The sequence below is a fragment of the uncultured Streptococcus sp. genome, from assembly GCF_963521255.1.
GTDB lineage: Bacteria > Bacillota > Bacilli > Lactobacillales > Streptococcaceae > Streptococcus.
Genome location: NZ_CAUQTU010000006.1, coordinates 49,775 through 66,481, shown reverse-complemented (window position 1 = coordinate 66,481; position 16,707 = coordinate 49,775). Strand labels below are relative to the sequence as shown.

Sequence of the window (16,707 nt, the reverse complement as noted above, 5' to 3'; positions counted from 1 at the left end):
ATTAGAATTAAATTGCAACCTTCTCAACTATACGGGTCCCAGAACTGGCTATTATGTCTGATCCATTAAATACTTTTGATATCATGGCTTGGTTAAAAAAAGGCGGCAATGCTATATAAATAATACGTTATTTTCACCATAGAATATTGAGATGAAGCAAATTTATTCTCCACATATTGTTTTTAAATACTGTAAGAGCTAATTTGAAACGTTTAGCTTGTGGTATAATAGATTCATGGATAAAAAATATGAAAAAATCTCCCAAGATTTGGGAGTGACGTTAAAGCAAATTGATACCGTTCTAAGTTTGACAGCTGAAGGGGCGACTATTCCCTTTATCGCGCGTTACCGCAAGGACATGACTGGTAGTCTGGATGAGGTAGCGATTAAGGCCATTATTGACTTGGATAAAAGTCTGACCAACCTCAACGACCGTAAGGAAGCTGTTTTGGCTAAGATTCAAGAACAAGGCAAGTTGACCAAGGAGTTGGAAGAAGCTATCTTAGCTGCCGAAAAATTAGCAGACGTAGAAGAGCTTTATCTTCCATATAAGGAAAAACGTCGAACCAAGGCAACCATTGCCCGTGAAGCAGGGCTCTTTCCACTTGCTCGCCTGATTTTGCAGAATGTAGCTGACTTAGAACAAGAGGCTGAAAAGTTTGTCTGTGAAAGATTTGTGACTGGTAAGGAGGCCTTGGCTGGTGCAGTTGATATCTTGGTTGAAGCCTTATCGGAAGATGTGACCTTGCGTTCCATGACTTATCAGGAGGTACTGAGACACTCTAAACTCACTTCGCAAGTCAAGGATGAAAGTCTTGATGAAAAGCAGGTGTTTCAGATTTACTATGATTTTTCTGAGACAGTTGGAAATATGCAGGGTTATCGTACCTTGGCCCTCAATCGTGGAGAGAAGCTAGGTGTCTTGAAAGTCGGTTTTGAACATGCAACGGACCGTATTCTTGCCTTCTTTGCTGCTCGTTTCAAGGTCAAAAATGCCTATATTGATGAAGTTGTTCAGCAATCTGTTAAGAAAAAGGTCTTGCCTGCTATCGAACGACGAATTCGGACAGAATTAACTGAAAAGGCAGAAGAAGGAGCTATCCAACTCTTTTCTGACAACCTACGCAATCTCCTTTTGGTTGCTCCACTGAAAGGGCGCGTGGTTCTTGGATTTGACCCAGCCTTTCGTACAGGTGCCAAGCTAGCTGTCGTGGATGCAACAGGGAAAATGCTGACAACTCAGGTCATTTATCCTGTCAAACCAGCATCAGCTCGTCAAATCGAAGAAGCCAAGAAAGATTTGGCAGACTTGATTGGTCAATACGGTGTAGAGATTATTGCCATCGGAAATGGTACTGCTAGTCGTGAAAGTGAGGCCTTTGTGGCGGAAGTTCTGAAAGATTTTCCTGAGGTTAGTTACGTCATCGTCAATGAAAGTGGTGCTTCTGTCTATTCTGCCAGTGAACTTGCTCGTCAGGAGTTTCCAGACTTGACCGTTGAAAAACGCTCTGCTATATCTATCGCCCGTCGTTTGCAAGATCCCCTTGCTGAATTGGTCAAAATAGATCCTAAGTCAATCGGTGTCGGCCAGTACCAGCATGATGTCAGCCAGAAGAAACTGTCTGAAAGTCTGGATTTTGTCGTGGATACTGTGGTGAACCAAGTCGGTGTCAATGTCAATACAGCCAGCCCAGCTCTTCTTTCCCATGTCGCTGGACTCAATAAAACCATTTCTGAAAATATCGTCAAATACCGTGAGGAAGAAGGAAAAATCACTTCGCGCGCTCAAATTAAGAAAGTTCCTCGTCTGGGAGCCAAAGCATTTGAACAGGCTGCTGGTTTCCTTCGTATTCCTGAAAGTAGCAACATCCTTGATAATACAGGAGTTCATCCAGAGAACTATGCTGCTGTTAAGGAGCTCTTCAAACGCTTAGATATTAAAGACCTAAACGAAGAAGCACAAAATAAACTCAAGTCCCTTTCAGTCAAGGAAATGGCGCAAGAGCTAGACCTTGGTCCAGAAACTCTTAAAGATATCATTGCAGATCTTCTCAAACCAGGTCGAGATTTTCGTGATTCCTTTGATGCACCTGTGCTTCGCCAAGATGTCCTAGACATCAAAGACTTAGTGGTAGGCCAGAAGCTAGAAGGTGTGGTGCGTAATGTCGTTGATTTCGGTGCCTTTGTTGACATAGGGATTCACGAGGACGGCTTGATTCATATTTCCCACATGAGTCGCAAGTTTATCAAACACCCTAGTCAAGTGGTGTCAGTTGGAGATTTGGTGACCGTTTGGGTTAAGAAAATTGATACTGAACGTGAAAAAGTCAATCTGTCGCTTCTGGCTCCAAATGAAACTGACTGATTACGTCAAGCAGGTTTCACTAGAAGACTTCGACAGACCTTTTATCCATCATGTCCAGTGGAATAGGCGTCTACGTTCGACAGGTGGGCGATTTTTCCCAAAAGATGGGCATTTGGATTTTAATCCCAAGGTTTATCAGGAACTGGGTCTGGATGTTTTTAGGAAAATTGTCCGACATGAACTCTGTCATTATCACCTCTATTTTCAAGGGAAGGGCTATCAACACAAGGATCGGGATTTTAAGGAACTTTTGAAAGCAGTGGATGGATTACGCTTTGTGCCAACCTTGCCAAATAGCAACTCCAAGCCAATCAAGCTTTATCGTTGTCAATCCTGCCAGCAAAGGTATCAGCGTAAGCGTAGGATTGATACCAAACGCTATCGCTGTGGAATTTGTCTAGGCAAGTTGCTACTGATAAATCAGCCTGAGGACTGATGAAAGCCGAGCCTACCCGTGATATACTATGACTAACCTAGCAGAAAGAGGAAATACCATGAACAGTAAATTTTATAAAATGAGACGAAATCGCATGATTTCAGGAGTTCTAGCAGGTCTGTCAGACAAGTGGAACTTTGATGTTACCCTTGTTCGTTTTCTATTTGCTATTTTTACAGTCGCAAACTTTGGACTCGGCGTGATTATCTATATTATACTAGCCTCTATCATGCCTACCAAGGAAGAAATCGAAGCAGAAATGTACGGAACAGGCCCACGTAAACGCAAAGAAGCCCAAGCTATTGACGAAAATGATGGATGGTTTTGGTGAGGTTCTACAGAAGATTTGGAATAAGCAAAAAGCTTTAAATCAATAGTCTAAACTGCTTGATTTAAAGCTTTTTTACTTTTAATAATATTTTTCCAACTTTATCTACAAACTAAAAGCATGTTTTTGAACTCATGTTTCTAATCTGATTTTTCTTGCTGAGACAATACATTTTTTGAAAAATGGTGGATGCTGATAACAACTGATAACCAGCAAATAACATAAGTAGTACCTGTAAATTCTGTACCGATAAAATGTGTGTGTTCAACTAAGAGCTGACCGATGAATGGAGAGAGTAGATAGAGAAGTCCGATGAGTATATGTTCTTTGTGTTTCATTAAGGCGCACCTTCTTTCCTTATAGGTAGAACGGCTTGTAAGCGTTAAATTGAATGGGGTTTTATCAAGATAAGCTTACCAGAGTGATAGTTTTCAATTCCCCCTTTTCAAAGTAAGCTTTTTCACACTTATATTTTACAATTTTAAAAATAGGAAATCAAATCATTTTCTAAGTAATTTTGCCTACATTTCCCCCAATCTTACAAAAATGTAAGATTAAAGTCTCTTTTGTAAGGTTAGGTTATGGCAAGCGGTCTTTTTTTGATGTAAACTAGACTCATAAAGAACAAAGGAGTAACATCATGAAACAAACCTTACAGAAGAAAACAAGAAAACCAAGCCACAAAGATATCGAGCGCGTTCAGCTGGGATGCGCTATGATGCAAGCAACATTTCATTTGATGGGATATTAAGAAAGGAGATTCTCATGACACTTTTAGATGTAAAACACGTTCAAAAAATTTATAAAACTCGTTTTCAGGGCAACCAAGTAGAAGCCCTTAAGGATATTCACTTTACCGTGGAAAAAGGTGACTACGTTGCCATCATGGGTGAGTCTGGTTCTGGTAAATCAACTCTTCTCAATATCCTAGCTATGCTGGATAAACCAAGTCGTGGTCAGGTTTACCTGAATGGAACAGACACAGCAACCATTAAAAATTCACAGGCTTCTAGCTTCCGTCGTGAAAAGTTGGGCTTCGTCTTCCAAGATTTTAACTTGCTAGATACTCTGTCTGTTAAGGATAATATCTTGCTTCCACTTGTATTGTCAAGAAGACCTATTACGGAGATGATGAAGAAATTGGTGGTAACAGCTGAGAATCTGGGAATCAACCAATTACAAGAGAAGTACCCTTACGAGATTTCAGGAGGGCAGAAACAGCGTGTAGCAGTAGCTCGTGCCATCATCACAGAACCTGAAATTCTCCTTGCGGATGAGCCAACAGGAGCCCTTGATTCCAAGTCATCTGCAGCCTTACTTGATGTCTTTGATGAAATCAATGAGCGTGGCCAAACCATTCTTATGGTAACCCACTCAACAGCAGCAGCTAGCAGAGCTAAACGTGTACTCTTTATCAAAGACGGCATTCTTTACAACCAAATCTACCGTGGAGAGAAGACAGAGCGTCAGATGTTCCAAGAGATCTCTGATACCTTGACTGTTATGGCAAGCGAGGTGAATTAATATGTTTCGATTAACCAATAAGTTAGCGGTATCGAACTTGATTAAAAACCGCAAACTCTACTATCCTTTTGCGCTGGCTGTTCTCTTGGCAGTCACCGTCACCTATCTCTTTTACTCCCTGACCTTCAATCCCAAGATTGCAGAAATTCGTGGAGGAGAAACCATCCAAACAACACTTGGATTTGGTATGTTTGTCGTCACACTTGCGTCAGCTATTATTGTCCTTTATGCCAATAGTTTTGTCATGAAGAACCGTTCCAAGGAACTGGGGATTTATGGTATGTTGGGATTGGAGAAACGTCACCTGATCAGTATGACATTTAAGGAGTTAGTGCTATTTGGGATTCTAACTGTTGGAGCAGGTATCGGTATTGGAGCTTTGTTTGATAAGTTGATTTTCGCTTTCCTACTCAAACTGATGAAATTAAAGGTAGAACTAGTCGCTACCTTCCAGATGAAAGTTGTCATTACAGTACTTCTTGTCTTCGGTTTGATTTTCCTAGGTCTCATGTTCCTGAATGCTCTTCGAATCTCCCGTATGAATGCCCTCCAGCTCTCACGTGAGAAAGCTAGCGGTGAGAAAAAAGGTCGTTTCCTATCTCTCCAAACTATTCTTGGTGCGATTAGTTTAGGTGGTGGATATTATCTTGCGGTTACTGTAAAAGATCCCCTTACAGCTCTAATAACTTTTTTCCTAGCTGTTTTGCTGGTTATCTTTGGTACTTATCTATTGTTTAATGCAGGGATTACCGTTTTCCTTCAAATCTTAAAGAAAAATAAGAAATACTATTACCAACCAAATAACCTTATCTCAGTGTCCAACTTGATTTTCCGTATGAAGAAAAATGCGGTTGGACTAGCAACTATCGCAATTTTGTCAACAATGGTTTTGGTAACCATGTCAGCAGCTACTAGTATTTTCAATGCCTCAGAAAGCTTTAAAAAAGTTCTAAATCCGCATGATTTTGGGATTACTGGACAAAATGTTGAAAAAGAAGATTTGGACAAACTCTTGAGCCAGTTTGCAAGTGACAAAGGTTATAATATCAAAGAAAAAGAAGTTCTTCGTTACGCTTACTTTGGTGTTGCAAACCAAGAAGGTAGCAAGTTAACCATATTTGAAAAAGGACAAAACCGTGTCCAAGTCAAAACAGTTTTTATGGTATTTGACCAAAAAGATTATGAAAATATGACTGGTCAAAAACTTTCTCTATCAGGAAATGAGGTCGGTCTTTTTGCCAAAAATGACGGACTGAAAGAACAGAAAGCTCTAACTCTAAATGATCATCAATTTTCTGTAAAAGAAGAATTTACTAAAGATTTCATTGTCAACCATGTTCCAAATCAGTTTAATATTTTGACTGCTGATTACAATTACCTTGTTGTACCTAATTTACAAGCCTTTTTGGACCAATTCCCAGATTCGGATATCTATAATCAGTTTTACGGTGGTATGAATGTAAATGCCAGTGAAGAAGAACAACTCAAGGTCGCTGAAGAATATGAAAACTACCTCGATCAGTTTAATGCTCAATTAAACACTGAAGGTAACTATGTGTATGGTAGCACTCTAGCAGATGCTAGTGCTCAGATGAGTGCCCTCTTTGGTGGTGTCTTCTTTATCGGTATTTTCCTATCCATTATCTTTATGGTCGGAACCGTTCTGGTCATCTACTACAAACAAATTTCTGAAGGCTACGAAGACCGTGAACGCTTTATTATCTTGCAGAAAGTTGGTTTAGATCAAAAGCAAATCAAGCAAACCATTAACAAACAAGTTTTAACTGTTTTCTTCCTTCCTTTGCTTTTTGCCTTCATACATCTCGCCTTTGCCTACCATATGCTTAGTCTGATTTTAAAAGTAATTGGTGTAATAGATACGAATATGATGTTGATTGTGACCTTGTCTATCTGCGCTATCTTCCTTATCGCTTATGTGCTGATTTTCATGATTACTTCAAGAAGCTATCGCAAGATTGTGCAAATGTAAAAAAAGATACCTCGACTTCAAAATCGAGGTATTTCTTGTATTTTATACTCAATGAAAATCAAAAAGCAAACTAGGAAGCTAGCCGCAGGTTGCTCAAAGCACTGCTTTGAGGTTGCAGATATAACTGACGAAGTCAGTAACCATATATACGGCAAGGCGAAGCTGACGTGGTTTGAAGAGATTTTCGAAGAGTATTAAATGCTGAAAAGTTGTCCTAGCAGAAAGGTAACTCCCATAGTTAAGAGACCAATAGCAAGGTTCCGAATCATAGCTGTTTTGGTTGGGGCTTTTCCAAGTTTGGCACTAGTATAGCCAGTCACCAAGAGAGAAAGACCTACAATCAGGACAGTAGCAGGGATACGGTATTCACTTGGGAAAATGGTCACTGACAACATTGGAGGCAAACTTCCAAGGAAAAAGGCAACAAAGCTAGAAATGGCAGCGTGCCAAGGATTGGTAAATTCTTCATACTCAATCCCATATTTTTCCTCTACCAGAGCCTTGAGTGGATTTTTAAGAAAGGCCTTATTTGTCAAGAGTTGGGCAGAGGTTTCGCATTCTCCATTTTGGATATAAGCAGCATAGAGGGACTTTTTGGCTAGTTCCATATCTTGGTCTAGCAAGACTTGCTCACGCGCAACGGCTGCTTCCTCAGTATCTTTTTGAGTTGAAACGGATACATATTCTCCACCAGCCATTGAAAAGGCACCAGCTAAGATAGCTGCAAATCCAGATAAAAAGATTATCCAGATATTGCTTGTAGCACTGGCAACCCCGATAACAACACCAGCAATGGAAATAATCCCATCGTTAGCACCAAGAACACCAGCACGCAGGATATTTAAACGACCTGCAAAATTTGAATCAATTTCGTGATTTGTTTCTGACATACTATTCTCCTTTTTATCCAGTATAAAGGAAAAATATAAGGAAGTCAATCTTTTAAAAGTATCTGAAAAAAGTTGCACGATTTTAATGATATAAAAATGTCGACATCTTCTCTAATAGATCAAACACCAAAGGTAAAGAGTATAGAATACATAAAAAATTTTAAATGAAATAGGATAATCATTTTGTTCACTTTATAATCGATTACAAGAAAATAATTAGTATTAAATCAAATAAAATCCAACTATTTTACGAACTTTTTTATGTTTTTTTTCGTAAAAGGCTTTACAAGTTCTTGGAAACATGATATAGTAATAAAGCTTAGAAAATGAGATGATGTTTTCTAGCAAATATAAACCCGAGTAAAAAATGCCTACGGACAGGCAGGGTTGAATGCCGAAGCGTGGTTGAAAAACCACATTATTGATAGGGTTAAAAGCCTACTTTTATAAGTTGATGTTAGGACACTTGTCCTAATTCATAAATTTTTAGTGTGGTGAAAGCACACGTCATCTTGTGAAACGATCAATAAAGTACGTAATATTTGCTACTAGAGAGTTAGGAAACATCGGGAACAGACATACTCAACAGAAACAAACATAAAAACGTCAGAAGATTGCAGAGCAGGTGAAATCCTGCTCTTTTTTCATGAGTCAACCTTTAGTTCCTTAGTTTTCATAAGGTCCTAAAAATATGGAAAGGAGTATGTCTTGAAAGAGTTAGATCAAAACCAAGCCCCAATTTATGAGGCCTTGGTGAAGTTGCGCAAGAAAAGGATTGTTCCCTTTGATGTTCCAGGTCACAAGCGTGGAAGGGGAAATCCAGAACTTGTCGAACTGCTAGGTGAAAAATGTGTTGGCATTGATGTCAATTCGATGAAACCCTTGGATAATCTTGGTCACCCCATTTCGATTATTCGGGATGCAGAGGAGCTGGCAGCTGATGCTTTTGGAGCAGCCCATGCCTTTCTCATGATTGGGGGAACAACTTCATCGGTGCAGACTATGATTCTGTCAACCTGCAAGGCAGGAGATAAGATTATTCTTCCACGAAATGTCCATAAATCTGCTATCAATGCGCTGGTTCTATGTGGTGCTATTCCCATCTATATCGAGATGAGTGTGGATCCTAAGATTGGTATCGCTTTAGGTCTTGAAAATGACCGAGTAGCACAGGCCATAAAGGACCATCCAGATGCCAAGGCCATTTTGATTAACAATCCCACTTACTACGGCATCTGTTCAGACCTAAAAGGGTTGACAGAAATGGCTCATGAAGCTGGCATGATGGTTTTAGTAGATGAAGCCCACGGGGCGCATTTGCATTTTACAGATAAACTTCCAATTTCTGCTATGGATGCAGGAGCTGATATGGCAGCAGTTTCCATGCATAAGTCTGGTGGGAGTTTGACACAAAGCTCGCTTCTTTTAATCGGGGAGCAGATGAATCCTGAATACGTACGTCAGATTATCAATCTTACCCAGTCAACATCCGCCTCTTATTTGTTGATGGCTAGTCTGGATATTTCGCGTCGCAACTTGGCCCTTCGTGGTAAAGAGTCGTTTGAGAAAGTTATCGAGCTATCCGAGTATGCTCGTCGTGAAATCAATGCCATAGGTGGCTACTATGCCTACTCAAAAGAGTTAATAGATAGTGTTTCCGTTTGTGATTTTGATGTAACCAAGTTGTCAGTTTACACTCAGGGTATTGGCTTAACAGGTATCGAAGTTTATGACCTCCTGCGCGATGAATACGACATTCAGATCGAGTTTGGTGATATTGGTAATATCTTGGCTTATATTTCGATTGGTGACCGTATCCAAGACATCGAGCGCTTGGTCGGTGCTTTGGCTGATATCAAGAGACTCTATTCACGAGATGGGAAGGACTTGATAGCTGGAGAATATATCCAACCCGAGTTGGTGTTATCTCCTCAGGAAGCCTTCTATTCAGAGAGAAGAAGTTTGTCTTTAGACGAATCTGTTGGACAGGTCTGTGGGGAATTTGTCATGTGTTACCCACCAGGGATTCCTATCTTGGCCCCTGGTGAACGCATTACATGTGAAATTGTAGACTATATCCAATTTGCCAAGGAACGTGGTTGCTCCCTCCAAGGGACGGAAGATCCTGAGGTCAATCACATCAACGTCATTAAGAGAAAGGAGAACTAGATGGATTTATGGTTTTCTGAAGTTCATACTCCAGATGTCAAATTATCCCTGAGAACAGCCAAGCAACTCTACGCTGGAAAAAGTGAATGGCAGGATATCGAAGTCTTGGATACACCAGCTTTTGGAAAGATTTTGATTTTAAATGGGCACGTATTGTTCTCAGATGCGGATGATTTTGTCTACAATGAAATGACCGTTCATGTTCCCATGGCTGTGCATCCCAATCCCAAGAAAGTTTTGGTAATAGGGGGTGGCGACGGCGGTGTTGCCCAAGTATTAACACTCTATCCTGAGCTGGAACAAATCGATATTGTAGAACCTGATGAAATGTTGGTTGAAGTCTGTCGTGAGTATTTCCCAGATTTTGCCGCAGGGCTAGACGATCCTCGTGTTACCATTTACTACCAAAATGGGCTACGCTTTTTGCGAAACTGCGAAGATGACTATGATATTATCATCAACGATGCGACAGATCCGTTTGGACATACGGAAGGGCTCTTTACCAAGGAATTTTACGGCAACAGTTACAGAGCCTTGAAAGAGGACGGCATCATGATATACCAGCATGGGAGTCCCTTCTTTGATGAGGATGAGTCGGCTTGCCGAAGTATGCATCGCAAGGTCAATCAAGCATTTCCAATCAGTCGGGTCTATCAGGCCCATATTCCAACTAGCCCAGCTGGCTATTGGTTGTTTGGATTTGCATCGAAAAAATACCACCCTGTCAAAGATTTTGACAAGGAAGGCTGGAAAAAACGCCAGCTTTTCACAGAATACTACACTGCAAACTTACACGTGGGAGCCTTTATGTTGCCCAAGTATGTTGAGGACATTTTAGAAGAAGAGGAAGGAAAAAAATGAGTCGTTTACTAGTTATTGGATGTGGGGGCGTTGCCCAAGTTGCTATTTCAAAGATATGTCAAGATAGTGAAACCTTTACAGAGATTATGATTGCTAGCCGTACTAAGTCAAAATGCGATGACTTGAAAGCGAAGCTAGAAGGTAAAACTACGACAAAAATTGAAACTGCTGCACTTGATGCTGACAAGGTCAAAGAAGTGATTGCCTTGATCGAAAGCTACAAGCCAGAAGCTGTTTTGAACGTAGCTTTACCATATCAAGATTTAACAATTATGGACGCTTGTTTGGCGACAGGTGTTCACTATATCGATACAGCCAACTACGAAGCAGAAGACACAGAAGACCCTGAGTGGCGTGCCATCTATGAGAAACGTTGTAAGGAACTTGGATTTACAGCCTACTTTGACTACTCATGGCAATGGGCTTATCAGGAGAAATTCAAAGAAGCAGGCTTGACTGCTCTCCTTGGATCTGGCTTTGACCCAGGTGTAACCAGCGTCTTCTCAGCTTATGCGCTCAAACACTATTTTGATGAAATCCACTATATCGACATTTTAGACTGTAATGGTGGTGATCACGGTTATCCATTTGCGACCAACTTCAACCCAGAAATCAATCTACGCGAGGTTTCTGCGCCAGGTTCTTACTGGGAAGATGGAAAATGGGTTGAAGTCGAAGCTATGTCTATCAAGCGCGAGTACGATTTCCCTCAGGTCGGACAAAAAGACATGTATCTCCTTCACCATGAAGAAATTGAATCGCTAGCTAAAAATATTCCAGGCGTTAAACGCATTCGTTTCTTTATGACTTTTGGTCAATCTTATCTAACTCATATGAAATGCTTGGAAAATGTCGGACTCCTTCGTACGGATACTATTAACTTTAACGGCCAAGAAATCGTACCGATTCAATTCTTAAAAGCCCTGCTTCCAGACCCTGCAAGCCTTGGCCCTCGCACTGTTGGGAAAACCAATATCGGTTGTATCTTTACAGGTGTCAAAGACGGTGTTGAAAAGACCATCTATATCTACAATGTTTGCGACCACCAAGAATGTTACGCAGAAGTTGGTTCACAGGCTATTTCTTACACAACAGGTGTTCCAGCCATGATTGGGACAAAATTGGTTATAAACGGCACTTGGAAACAAGCTGGAGTGTATAACCTTGAAGAATTGGATCCAGATCCATTCATGGAAGCTCTGAACCAATATGGTTTGCCTTGGGTTGTGGTTGAAAATCCACAAATGGTGGACTAATGAAGCTAGAACAAGTACCAACACCAGCCTATGTCATTGACTTGGCAAAATTAGAAGCCAACTGCCGCATTCTACAATATGTACAAGAAGAGGCTGGTTGCAAGGTTTTGCTTGCTCAGAAGGCCTATTCCCTTTATAAAACCTATCCCTTGATTAGCCAGTATCTATCTGGCACAACTGCAAGTGGTCTCTATGAAGCTAAGCTCGCTAGGGAAGAATTTCCTGGTGAAGTCCATGTCTTTGCACCTGCTTTCAAGGATGCAGACTTGGAGGAATTGTTGGAGATAACGGACCATATCGTCTTTAACTCAGAGAGACAGTTGCGTAAGCATGGGTCTCGTTGTAGGGAGGCTGGTATCATTGTTGGTTTGCGACTTAACCCTCAGTGTTCAACTCAAGGAGATCACGCTCTCTATGATCCTTGTGCACCTGGATCCCGTTTCGGAGTTACTCTAGACAAGATTCCTAGTGATTTGCTGGAATTGGTAGACGGCCTTCATTTTCATACTCTTTGCGAGCAAGGATCGGATGATTTAGAGACAACTTTGAGAGCTGTAGAAGCGCAGTTTGGTCCCTACTTACATCAAGTCAAATGGCTCAATATGGGGGGCGGACACCACATCACAAGAGAAGGTTACGATGTGGATTTGCTGATTTCTGAGGTCAAGCGTATCCGAGAAACTTATAATCTTGAAGTCTATATCGAGCCGGGTGAAGCCATTGCGCTCAACGCAGGTTATCTAGCAACTGAAGTATTGGATATTGTCGAAAACGGTATGGAAATCTTGGTTTTAGACGCCTCTGCTACCTGCCATATGCCTGATGTACTTGAGATGCCCTATCGTCCACCTTTGAGAAATGGCTTTGAGGCACAGGAAAAAGCCCATACCTACAGACTTTCTTCCAATACCTGTCTGACGGGCGATGTGATCGGTGATTATAGCTTTGAAAATCCAGTCCAAATCGGAGACAGACTTTATTTCGAAGACATGGCCATTTATTCTTTTGTCAAAAATAATACCTTTAATGGTATTGGATTGCCAAGTCTCTATCTCATGGACGAGCAGGGTGACTGTAGCTTAGTCAAATCCTTCGGCTATCAAGATTTTAAAGGGAGATTATCATGATGGACAGTCCAAAAAAATTAGGCTATCGCATGCCAGCAGAGTACGAACCACACCATGGTACTCTCATGATCTGGCCGACTCGACCAGGTTCATGGCCTTTTCAAGGAAAAGCTGCTAAAAGAGCATTTAGTCAGATTATCAAAACCATAGCAGAAGGGGAAACCGTTTATCTCTTGGTGGAGCGGGACTATCTATCAGAAGCCCAATCTTATCTTGGAGACAGCGTTATTTATCTAGACATTCCCACCAATGATGCCTGGGCGCGTGATACAGGTCCGACTATTCTTGTCAATGATAAAAGAGAAAAATTAGCAGTCGATTGGTCTTTTAATGCCTGGGGTGGCGTTGTGGACGGTCTTTATCAAGATTATGAAGATGATGACCAAGTAGTCAGTCGTTTTGCTGAGGCCTTGGAAATGCCTGTTTACGATGCCAAACCTTTTGTCCTAGAAGGCGGAGCGATCCATAGCGATGGCCAAGGAACCATTCTCGTGACTGAAAGTTGCTTGCTTAGTCCTGGTCGCAATCCTCATCTAAGTAAAGAGGAAATCGAAAATACCTTATTAGAGTGCCTTGGCGCTGAAAAAGTTATCTGGCTTCCCTATGGTATTTATCAGGATGAAACCAATGAACACGTTGACAATGTTGCTGCCTTTGTTGGTCCTGCGGAGCTTGTCTTGGCTTGGACAGACGACAAAAGCGATCCTCAATATGCCATGTCAACAGCTGATTTAGCGCTTTTAGAAAAGGAAACAGATGCAAAAGGTCGTCACTTTACTATTCATAAATTACCTATCCCTGTAGTTCGACAAGTTGTGACAGAAGAGGACTTGCCAGGCTACATCTATGAAGAAGGAGAAGAAGAGCGATACGCAGGTGAAAGGCTTGCTGCTTCCTATGTTAATTTCTATATTGCCAACAAGGCTGTCCTAGTTCCTCAGTTTCAGGATAAAAACGACCAAGTGGCCTTAGATATCCTCAGTAAGTGTTTCCCAGACCGTAAAGTTGTCGGAATACCAGCCAGAGATATTCTTTTAGGTGGTGGCAATATCCACTGTATCACCCAACAAATTCCAGAATAGGAGAAAAAGATGAGAAATGTAAGAGTTGCAGCCATTCAGATGCAATGCGCTAAGGATGTGGCAACAAATATTCAAACCGCAGAGCGTTTAGTGCGTCAGGCTGCAGAACAAGGTGCACAAATTATTCTCTTGCCCGAGTTGTTTGAACGTCCCTATTTCTGTCAGGAACGTCAGTATGACTACTACCAGCATGCCCAGTCGGTGACAGAAAATACTGCCATTCAGCATTTTAAGGTGATTGCTAAGGAACTACAAGTTGTTTTACCGATCAGTTTCTATGAAAAAGATGCCAATGTCTTATATAACTCTATTGCCGTTATTGATGCAGATGGTGAGGTGCTGGGTGTTTATCGAAAGACCCACATACCAGATGATCATTATTATCAAGAAAAGTTTTATTTCACGCCTGGTAACACAGGTTTCAAGGTCTGGGATACTCGCTATGCCAAGATTGGTATCGGTATCTGTTGGGATCAATGGTTCCCTGAAACAGCCCGCTGTCTTGCGTTAAATGGTGCTGAATTGCTCTTTTATCCTACAGCTATCGGTTCGGAACCTATCTTGGATACAGATAGCTGTGGTCACTGGCAACGTACCATGCAAGGACACGCAGCAGCAAATATTGTTCCAGTCATCGCAGCCAATCGCTATGGCTTAGAAGAAGTCACTTCTAGTGAGGAAAATGGTGGACAGAGTTCCAGTCTTGACTTCTACGGTTCATCCTTTATGACGGATGAAACAGGAGCTATTCTAGAGCGAGCTGAAAGACAAGAAGAAGCTGTTCTGTTAGCAACTTATGACCTTGACAAGGGAGCAAGCGAACGCCTAAACTGGGGCTTGTTTCGAGATAGAAGACCCGAAATGTATCGACGTATTACGGACTAGTAGGAGAGAAATGAGAGATTCATTCTGCTAGATTAACTTCTTATTTGCAACTATAAGGATACTAGGTCATCTAGTAAGTAGATTTTATATTTTAACCCTCTAAGGCTTTCTCGCACTTTTATGCGAGGAGATTTTCTGTTTAAGCTTTATCAATAAAACATGCTATAATAGTTGCAGAAAGGTTGGTATTTATGGCTAGGATATTGGTTATTGAAGACAATAGTGACATTCAAGAGATTTTACGAACACTTCTTACTGAGGAGAATGAGGTGATTCAAGCCTTTTCTGGTACAGAAGGAATCATGCTTTTTGACCAAGGTGGGATTGACCTCGTTTTGCTAGATATCATGCTTCCTGGGAAAAATGGGGATCAGGTTTTAAAAGCCATCAGGGAACAAAGTCAAACTCCAGTCATTATGCTAACAGCTTTGAGCGATAAGAAGTTAATCAGTCAATACCTCTTAGACGGTGCCAATGATTACATAGTCAAACCTTTTGATTTGGATGAAGTCTTTGCCAGAGTTACTGTTCAACTGCGCCAAAGTGTAGAAAAACAGTCTATGGAAATAGAAAAAACTGAAAATCTGCCACAAAATTTGAAAAATATCCAGTTTGATGCAGAAAGTTTTGAAATCAAAAATAGTCAGGAAACGATTCGTCTTGCCAAGAAAGAATGCTTAATTCTCCAAACTCTCCTTAAACACCCTAAGAAAATTTTTACAAAAGAAGAACTTTATGAATTAGTCTGGGAGGATAGCTACCTACCTGGAGATAATACTCTCAATACGCATTTGAGTAATCTTCGTAAAAAATTAAACCAGCTTGACCCAAATCAAGAATATATTGAAACCATCTGGGGCGTTGGGGTAAGATTAAAAGGAGACAAGCAATGACCTACATGATAATCTTTGTTCTACTGATACTCCTAACTATTTTATCGATTGTATTAATTCGCTACCACCTAGCACTTAAAAACTTGAGTCAACAGATTGAAGACAAGATTCTCACGGGTAGTATGAAAAGAGTCGGAATCAGCATTTTTTCCAAACATTTTTTACATCTCTACCAGCAGATTGAGAATCTATTTCAGGAAGTAGAACAATCTCGGTTGGTGATGAAAAGGGAAAAGCAGACTCTGGATATGGCCATCAGCAATATCGCCCATGATATTCGGACACCTTTGACTATCGCTTCAGGTTACACCCAACAATTGATAAAGTCTCCTGAAAAGCAATCAGAAACCTTACAAAAAATCGCCCAGCATCTTGATTTAGTTTCCAAACGTTTGGAGGCTCTCCTAGAATATCGTCGTTTGATGGAAGGAGCTGTCAAACCAAAACTGGAAGAAGTGGATCTTTCAGCTTTTATCACCAAAAAGACTCTGGCTTATTATGATGTTTTTCAGGCGGCAAATATCACGCTTGATTTTAAGGTTGAAGCTGGTTTAAAAACGAGGACTGATGAGGACTTACTGGATCGAATTTTACAAAATCTGCTTGGAAATGTCCTCAAGCATGGCAAGGAAGAAGCGCGTCTATCTTTGAGAAAGGAAAAGGAACAGCTTGTCTTAGAAATTGCAAACCTTGTCAAACAGCCCATCAAAAGAATAGAAAATCTCAGCAACCGTTTTTATTCTGAAAATCTATCTGATACGGAAGAATCCTCTGGTTTAGGTCTTTATATCACTGAGGAATTATGTCATCTTCTCGGTGCAGATATGAAACTAAGCACAGATGGGCAATGGTTGTCGGTTTTCATTTATTTTTAACAAAAAGAAACCTCCTCTGTAGGCTA

General features: G+C 40.9%; 15 protein-coding genes and 1 pseudogene. 14 read left to right on the top strand and 2 right to left on the bottom strand.

The window, feature by feature from the left end:
• Window positions 1–35: 35 nt before the first annotated feature.
• The 4 genes and pseudogenes from RWP09_RS05690 to RWP09_RS05675 all read left to right on the top strand — a co-directional run.
• Window positions 36–119 (top strand): annotated as a pseudogene (locus RWP09_RS05690) (acetyl transferase); the annotation flags it as partial.
• Between the two features lie 116 nt (window positions 120–235).
• Complete coding sequence (locus RWP09_RS05685; RefSeq protein ID WP_314434960.1) at window positions 236–2,365, top strand: Tex family protein; 2,130 nt, start codon at window positions 236–238, stop codon at window positions 2,363–2,365.
• Window positions 2,352–2,801, top strand: coding sequence for a SprT family protein (locus RWP09_RS05680; protein WP_261053517.1), 450 nt, complete (start codon window positions 2,352–2,354; stop codon window positions 2,799–2,801). The genes RWP09_RS05685 and RWP09_RS05680 overlap by 14 nt, the downstream gene beginning before the upstream one ends.
• 58 nt (window positions 2,802–2,859) lie before the next feature.
• On the top strand, window positions 2,860–3,132 hold the full coding sequence (locus RWP09_RS05675) for a PspC domain-containing protein (RefSeq protein ID WP_054392680.1): 273 nt from the start codon (window positions 2,860–2,862) through the stop codon (window positions 3,130–3,132).
• 137 nt (window positions 3,133–3,269) lie between these two features.
• Here the strand turns inward: RWP09_RS05675 and RWP09_RS05670 are convergent, their stop codons facing one another.
• Window positions 3,270–3,467: a hypothetical protein gene (locus tag RWP09_RS05670; RefSeq protein WP_261053520.1), complete on the bottom strand. Its 198-nt coding sequence runs from the start codon at window positions 3,465–3,467 to the stop codon at window positions 3,270–3,272.
• A 427-nt stretch (window positions 3,468–3,894) separates the two neighbouring features.
• Between RWP09_RS05670 and RWP09_RS05665 the strand changes: the two genes are divergently transcribed.
• Together RWP09_RS05665 and RWP09_RS05660 are read left to right on the top strand one after the other, a co-directional pair.
• On the top strand, window positions 3,895–4,653 hold the full coding sequence (locus tag RWP09_RS05665; RefSeq protein ID WP_000173358.1) for an ABC transporter ATP-binding protein: 759 nt from the start codon (window positions 3,895–3,897) through the stop codon (window positions 4,651–4,653).
• 1 nt (window position 4,654) lies between these two features.
• Complete coding sequence (locus RWP09_RS05660; protein ID WP_314434955.1) at window positions 4,655–6,643, top strand: ABC transporter permease; 1,989 nt, start codon at window positions 4,655–4,657, stop codon at window positions 6,641–6,643.
• 194 nt (window positions 6,644–6,837) lie between these two features.
• On the opposite strand, the gene RWP09_RS05655 is transcribed toward RWP09_RS05660, so the two are convergent.
• Window positions 6,838–7,533, bottom strand: coding sequence for a VIT family protein (locus tag RWP09_RS05655; protein WP_314434953.1), 696 nt, complete (start codon window positions 7,531–7,533; stop codon window positions 6,838–6,840).
• Between the two features lie 708 nt (window positions 7,534–8,241).
• On the opposite strand from RWP09_RS05655, the gene RWP09_RS05650 reads away from it, so the two are divergent.
• From RWP09_RS05650 to RWP09_RS05615, 8 genes are all read left to right on the top strand, one after another.
• Entirely contained in the window at window positions 8,242–9,702 is a 1,461-nt protein-coding gene (locus RWP09_RS05650; RefSeq protein WP_314434950.1) for an aminotransferase class I/II-fold pyridoxal phosphate-dependent enzyme, read from the top strand.
• A complete protein-coding gene (speE, locus tag RWP09_RS05645; protein WP_000366713.1) occupies window positions 9,703–10,563 on the top strand; it encodes a polyamine aminopropyltransferase in 861 nt (286 codons plus the stop codon).
• Complete coding sequence (locus RWP09_RS05640) at window positions 10,560–11,819, top strand: saccharopine dehydrogenase family protein (RefSeq protein ID WP_314434947.1); 1,260 nt, start codon at window positions 10,560–10,562, stop codon at window positions 11,817–11,819. Before speE ends, RWP09_RS05640 begins: the two co-directional genes overlap by 4 nt.
• Entirely contained in the window at window positions 11,819–12,946 is a 1,128-nt protein-coding gene (gene nspC / locus RWP09_RS05635; RefSeq protein WP_314434944.1) for a carboxynorspermidine decarboxylase, read from the top strand. The genes RWP09_RS05640 and nspC overlap by 1 nt, the downstream gene beginning before the upstream one ends.
• Complete coding sequence (gene aguA / locus RWP09_RS05630) at window positions 12,943–14,028, top strand: agmatine deiminase (protein WP_314434940.1); 1,086 nt, start codon at window positions 12,943–12,945, stop codon at window positions 14,026–14,028. The genes nspC and aguA overlap by 4 nt, the downstream gene beginning before the upstream one ends.
• A gap of 9 nt (window positions 14,029–14,037) precedes the next feature.
• Window positions 14,038–14,913 (top strand): N-carbamoylputrescine amidase, encoded by an 876-nt coding sequence (aguB, locus tag RWP09_RS05625; protein ID WP_261232640.1) that lies wholly within the window; start codon window positions 14,038–14,040, stop codon window positions 14,911–14,913.
• A 191-nt stretch (window positions 14,914–15,104) separates the two neighbouring features.
• Window positions 15,105–15,806 carry a response regulator transcription factor gene (locus RWP09_RS05620; RefSeq protein WP_314434936.1) on the top strand — a complete coding sequence of 234 codons (702 nt, stop codon included), beginning with the start codon at window positions 15,105–15,107 and terminating at the stop codon, window positions 15,804–15,806.
• Entirely contained in the window at window positions 15,803–16,681 is an 879-nt protein-coding gene (locus tag RWP09_RS05615; RefSeq protein WP_314434935.1) for a HAMP domain-containing sensor histidine kinase, read from the top strand. The genes RWP09_RS05620 and RWP09_RS05615 overlap by 4 nt, the downstream gene beginning before the upstream one ends.
• The last annotated feature ends 26 nt before the right edge of the window (window positions 16,682–16,707 follow it).